This window comes from Mycobacterium sp. (genome assembly GCF_035653355.1).
GTDB lineage: Bacteria > Actinomycetota > Actinomycetes > Mycobacteriales > Mycobacteriaceae > Mycobacterium.
This window is the reverse complement of the sequence record NZ_DASRBZ010000349.1, coordinates 1-5,697: the sequence shown is the minus strand read 5'-3', so window position 1 is coordinate 5,697 and position 5,697 is coordinate 1. Positions and strand designations below refer to the sequence as shown.

Sequence of the window (5,697 nt, the reverse complement as noted above, 5' to 3'; positions counted from 1 at the left end):
CGAGGGCTTCAAACACACCGGCACGCCGTGGAAGCCGCAGACCGACCTGTTCGTCAAACCGGTGCTGAACTTGTGGGAGTTCTCCAAGCCGACGATCGCGCAGGTGCACGGCTACTGCGTCGGCGGCGGCACCCATTACGGGCTGACCACCGACATCGTCATCGCATCCGACGATGCCTACTTCCAGTATCCGCCCCTGCAGGGTTTCGGCATGCCGTCCGGTGAATGCTCCATCGAGCCCTGGGTTTTCATGAACTGGCGTCGGGCGGCCTATTACCTGTACTTGGCGGAGATCATCGACGCGCAGAAAGCACTGGCCATCGGTCTGGTCAACGAGGTGGTCCCGCGCGACGAACTCGAAGCGCGTGTCGAGGCCATCGCCCGTCACATCGCCCAGGCTCCGTTGACGACACTTTTGGCAACCAAGGCCAATTTGAAGCGGGCCTGGGAATTGATGGGCATGCGGGTGCATTGGCAGAGCTCCAACGACCTGGTAGCGCTGGCGTCGCTGAGCGCCGACGTGCAAGCCCTGGTGCAGCAGGTGCTCCAAGGCAAGATCAAACCGTCGGAGATGGCGCGCCGCCAGGCAGCGGCATCAGAAGCAGCGGAATCCGCGCAGGCGTAAGGATTGTCGGTGAACATTGCCGACCACGCGAGAGACGCGCCGCAGTCCCCGGCGCTGATCGTCGCGGACGGTAAGCGGATGTCGTACGCAGAGCTGTACACCCGCAGCCAGGCCGTCGCCGCGCTGTTGCACGAGGCGGGTCTGCGCTGCGGCGACGATGTGGCCATCGTGCTGCCGAACCGCTCGGAGTTCCTCGAGATCACTTGGGGCTGCCAGCTTTCCGGCCTGTACTACACGCCGGTCAACACGCACCTCACTTTCGACGAGGTGGCTTACATCGTCTCCGACTGCGAGGCACGCGCGCTGTTTGTCGACTCCTCTTTCGCGGAGCTTGGGCCTCGAATCCTCGACAGCTGTCCCGGGCTGGACGTTTTCGTCAGCGTCGGGGGCCGGCTGGCGGGCTGGCGCAACTACGAGGATGCCTTGGTAGCGGCCGGCGATCCTCCGCCGCCATCCGACGGGACCGAGATGCTCTACTCGTCCGGAACCACCGGGCGGCCCAAGGCGGTACGCCGCCCGCTGCCCACGGAGAACGGGTCGTGGGCCCAGGCGGTGCTGGAATTGGCGCTACGCCACCGCTACGGCATGGACGCGTCGAGTGTGTATCTCTCGCCGGCGCCGCTGTACCACGCGGCCGGCGTCAACTACACCATGGCAGTCAACCGTGTCGGCGCAGCGACAATACTCATGGAGAAGTTCGACGCCGAGACCGTGCTTCGGCTGATCGAGGCCCACCAGGTCACGCATGCCCAGTTCGTACCGACGATGTTCGTGCGGATGCTCAAACTGCCCGAGCCGGTGCGCCAGCAATACGATGTCTCGAGCCTGAAGTGCGTCTTGCACGCCGCCGCTCCCTGCTCCGTCGACGTCAAGCAGGCGATGATGAAGTGGTTCGGCCCGATCATCCACGAATACTACGGTGGTACCGAGGGGTTCGCGGGCACGACGATCGGGCCCGACGAATGGCTGGCCCACCCCGGCTCGGTTGGTAAGCCGCTCACGGCGGTGCATATCGTCGGTGACGACGGACGTGAGCTTCCCGTCGGCGAGCCGGGCGAGATCTACTTCGAGGGCGGCCCCGACTTCGAGTACTTCAAGGATCCGGCCAAGACGGCGTCGATCTGCAACGAACGCGGTTGGCGCACGCTGGGCGACGTGGGCTACGTCGACGAAGACGGCTACCTGTATCTCACAGACCGATCGACGTTCATGATCGTCTCGGGCGGCGTAAACATCTACCCGCAGGAGGCGGAGAACCTGCTGGTGATGCATCCCAAGGTGGTCGACGCGGCGGTATTCGGCGTTCCCAACGACGAATTCGGGGAAGAAGTCAAGGCCGTGGTCCAACCGGCCGATGGTGTCACGCCCGGCCCGGCCCTCGAGGCGGAGCTGATCGCGTACTGCCGAGGCCACCTTGCCGGCTACAAGTGCCCGCGCACAGTCGAGTTCGACCCACAATTGCCCCGCGACCCGAACGGAAAGCTCTACAAGCGGCGGATCCGCGACCGCTACTGGCACGGGCGGACGTCGCGAATCGTGTGAAGTGAGCGAGGGATACCTATGACGACAACGAAGAAGTGGACGCCTCTGCCGGTGCCGTGGGCGGTGGAGGTTCCGGATCGGATTCCCAAGCAGCGGTACTACAGCGAAGAGTTCTACGCGCTGGAAACCGAACTGTTCTGGCCGCGGGTGTGGCAGATGGCGTGTCGGCTCGAGGAGATCCCCAAGCCGGGCGACTTCGTCGAGTACGAGATCCTCGACGAGTCGATCATCGTGGTACGCATCGACGCCGAAACCGTGCGCGCCTACCACAACGCATGCCGTCATCGCGGGGTAAAAATAGTGGAGGGCAACGGGACCCGGCGCAGCTTCGTCTGCCCATTCCACGGCTGGTGCTGGGGGCTCAACGGAGACAACACGTATCTGCCGCGCTCCGAGGTGTTCGCCGAGCACAACGTCTGCCCCGAGGATCTGCGACTGGTTGCGGTCCGGTGCGAACTGTGGGGCGGATGCGCGTGGATCAACCTCGACGACGGCGCCCCGGGTTTGCGCGAGTGCCTTGAACCGTTCGCCTCCATCTACGACGCCTGGAAGGTGGAGTCGCTACGCACCGAGTGGTGGCAATCCTGTCTGCTACCGGTGAACTGGAAGGTTGCGACGGCGGCGTTCATGGAGGGCTATCACGTTCCGCAGACACATCCCCAACTGTTGCCTACCTCCGGCAACGGCTCGCCGCCCGGACGGAACCTGATCCAGACCAACCTGTACTTCATGCGCACGCTCGGTGAAGGCATGGGTGGCATGACACACGAAAACGACATCCGCATCGCCGAGGGCCTGCAGAATATCGAGCTGCCCGCCGACCCCAGGGAGGCGATGGCCACTTGGCGCAGCACGCTGAACGACGCGGTCGTCGCATGGCATCGGGCCCGCGGCTGCGACATGCCCGACCTCAATGAACTGGACCGGCGTGGGATTACAGACGCGATCGGCTTTTGCTTCCCGCACTATTTCTTGTTGCCCACCTACAGCAGCGCCTCGTCGTACCGGATCCGTCCGCTTGGCCCCGAGCAGACATTGTTCGAAATCTGGTCGCTCACCCGTATCCCACTGGACCGGGTGACCGGAAAGCCGACCCCGCCCGAGCCGATGGCGCCCGACGACCCGCGCTGGCCGCCGATTCCCGCGCAGGACTTCTCCAATTTGCCGCGACAGCAAAAAGGACTGCACTCACGCGGATTCGAGTACATGCGCCTGTCCGACCAAATCGAAGGGCTGATCTCCAATTTCGAGCGCGTCATCGACGGCTTCCTGGCCGGCCTGCCGTACGACACGCTGGTGCCTGCGATCCAGAAGACAAACACCACGATCGACGTACCGGTGGCCGACTTGGGGCTGCAATGACCGGCCACTGGGATGAGTCCGTCGACTTGCTCATTGCGGGAAGCGGAGGGGGAGGAATGGTCGCCGGGCTGGCGGCACTTGACTCGGGCCTACAGCCGCTGATCGTGGAGAAGCAGGCCCTGCTCGGTGGGTCGACGGGGCTTTCCGGCGGAATTGTGTGGCTGCCCAACAATCCGGTGATGCGCCTCGAGGGCATCGCTGATTCGCATGAGGACGGGCTTGCCTACCTTGCCGACGTGGTGGGGGACATCGGTGCGGCCTCGTCGCTCGCCCGACGCGAGATGTTCCTGACCGCTGGCTACGAGATGATGAATTTCCTGCTGCGCAAGGGTATTCGCCTCGAGCGGTGCGTAGGCTGGAGCGACTACTACCCCAACCACAAGGGCGGCAACGAAGTCGGCCGCGCGGTCGAGGGAGTCCCGTTCGACGCTGCCCAACTTGGCGAGTGGCGCGACAAGGTTCAGCCGCCGCTGGCCAAGAACTACGGGTTCGTGGTGAAGACGAACGAGTTGCGTTCTGTGCAGTACTTCAACCGTGCACCGCGTGCGTTCGCCGTGGCGTCGCGGGTGTTCTTGCGCACTACCGCGGCGCGGGTCCGGCGCCGCACCATACTGACCAACGGCGCATCACTGATCGCGCAAATGCTCAAGGCACTGATCGATCTGAGTGACGGTACGCCTCCCGTGTGGACGAACACCGCGATGGATGACCTTGTCGTCGAGGACGGTCGAGTTGTCGGCGCGCGCGTGGTGCGCGACGGCTCGGCGTTGAATGTCGCCGCGAGGAAGGGCGTCCTCTTGGCGGCCGGCGGTTTTGGCCACAACGCCGACATGCGGCGCCGCTACAGCGGTGACCAGCCCAACGAGGCAAGGTGGTCAATCGCCAACGCCGGCGACACCGGCGAGGTGCTGCAGACCGCGATGCGTCTTGGCGCGAAAACCGACCTATTGGACGAAGCGTGGTGGCTGCCTTCGGTTTTCATTTCCGACGGCGGTGCGGTGGCCGGTTCGCTGGGCGTGGGCCGGCAGCGGCCGGGGGCCATCTACGTCGACTCGACAGGTCGGCGGTTCTGCAACGAGTCGAACTCCTACGTTGAAGTCGGCAAGGCCATGTACGCGAACAAGGCGGTGCCGTGCTGGATGGTTTTCGACGACGGTTACGTGCGCCGGTATGTGGCGGGCGCAAACCCACTGAAGCGTCGCCTGCCTCCTGAGCTGATCGAACGCGGCCACGTCAAACGCGGCGACACCATCGGTGCGCTGGCTCGGGAAATAGACGTTCCTGCAGACAGATTGGCGCAGACTATCGAGCGGTTTAATCGGTTCGCGGCCAAGGGCCTCGATCCCGACTTCGGCCGTGGCCAGTCTGCGTATAACGACTGCCTGGGCGATCCCGGGTATCGGCCGAACGCCTCGATTGGCCCGCTGGACCGGGCACCGTACTACGCGACCAAGGTCTATCCGGCCGACGTGGGCACCTGCGGGGGTGTGATCACCGACGAGCACGCCCAGGTACTCGACGAGCAGGACCGGGCGATCGAGGGTCTCTACGCGACCGGCAACACCACCGCGACGGTGATGGGCCGAACGTATCCGGGCGCGGGCGCCAGCATCGCAGCCTCGATGGTGTTCGGCTACGTCGCGGCCCGCCACGCTGCCGGGCGCAGGGTCGCCGGGGAGATGAGCCGCTAACTGGGCTCGCCCCTCCTCGAGCGTGACGCTATCGTCACGATCGGGCCCGAATGTGACTACAGCGTCACGTTGGCGGGGCGTCGGATTCCTCACGATCGACAAAATCGCGTGGCTTCAACCCTGACTGCAGTAGCTCGGCTCGCCGGGCCTGAACATCGGACGCCGCGCCGACCATGTTGGTCAAGATGTGGCTGACCTGGAGATGGACGCGCATCCCCATCAGTTCCCAGGCCCGCTTCACGTTGTTCTTCACCGCCATCAACGTCGTTAAAGGGATCTGGGCGATCCGGCGCGCCATGTCCTCGACGGTCGCCTCGAGCTCTTCTCGTGGTACCACCTTGTTGAGCAGACCCCACTCAAGCGCTTCTTGAGCAGACAGCGTGGGGGCCAACAAAAGCCAGTCCATGACCCGATGCCAGTTCATCATCAGCCACGGCTCGATCATCGTGTGCCCGCCCGGCTCACCGAGGCTTTGGG

General features: G+C 64.5%; 5 protein-coding genes. 4 read left to right on the top strand and 1 reads right to left on the bottom strand.

The window, feature by feature from the left end:
* From VFA16_RS12205 to VFA16_RS12190, 4 genes are all read left to right on the top strand, one after another.
* A partial coding sequence (locus tag VFA16_RS12205) for an enoyl-CoA hydratase/isomerase family protein (protein WP_324968063.1) occupies positions 1-625 on the top strand: 625 nt, incomplete at its 5' end.
* Between the two features lie 9 nt (positions 626-634).
* Positions 635-2,167, top strand: coding sequence for an acyl-CoA synthetase (locus tag VFA16_RS12200; protein WP_324968062.1), 1,533 nt, complete (start codon positions 635-637; stop codon positions 2,165-2,167).
* 18 nt (positions 2,168-2,185) lie between these two features.
* Positions 2,186-3,529, top strand: coding sequence for an aromatic ring-hydroxylating dioxygenase subunit alpha (locus VFA16_RS12195; protein ID WP_324968061.1), 1,344 nt, complete (start codon positions 2,186-2,188; stop codon positions 3,527-3,529).
* A complete protein-coding gene (locus VFA16_RS12190; protein ID WP_324968060.1) occupies positions 3,526-5,220 on the top strand; it encodes an FAD-binding protein in 1,695 nt (564 codons plus the stop codon). Before VFA16_RS12195 ends, VFA16_RS12190 begins: the two co-directional genes overlap by 4 nt.
* Positions 5,221-5,284: 64 nt before the next feature.
* Here the strand turns inward: VFA16_RS12190 and VFA16_RS12185 are convergent.
* Positions 5,285-5,697, bottom strand: a 413-nt coding sequence (locus tag VFA16_RS12185; protein ID WP_324968059.1) for an enoyl-CoA hydratase-related protein, incomplete at its 5' end; no start/stop codon positions are given.

Bases quoted from the DNA above. Each gene is read 5' to 3' on its own strand.
- VFA16_RS12195 (WP_324968061.1), top strand. From the start codon at position 2,186: ATGACGACAACGAAGAAGTGGACGCCTCTGCCGGTGCCGTGGGCGGTG.
- VFA16_RS12190 (WP_324968060.1), top strand. From the start codon at position 3,526: ATGACCGGCCACTGGGATGAGTCCGTCGACTTGCTCATTGCGGGAAGC.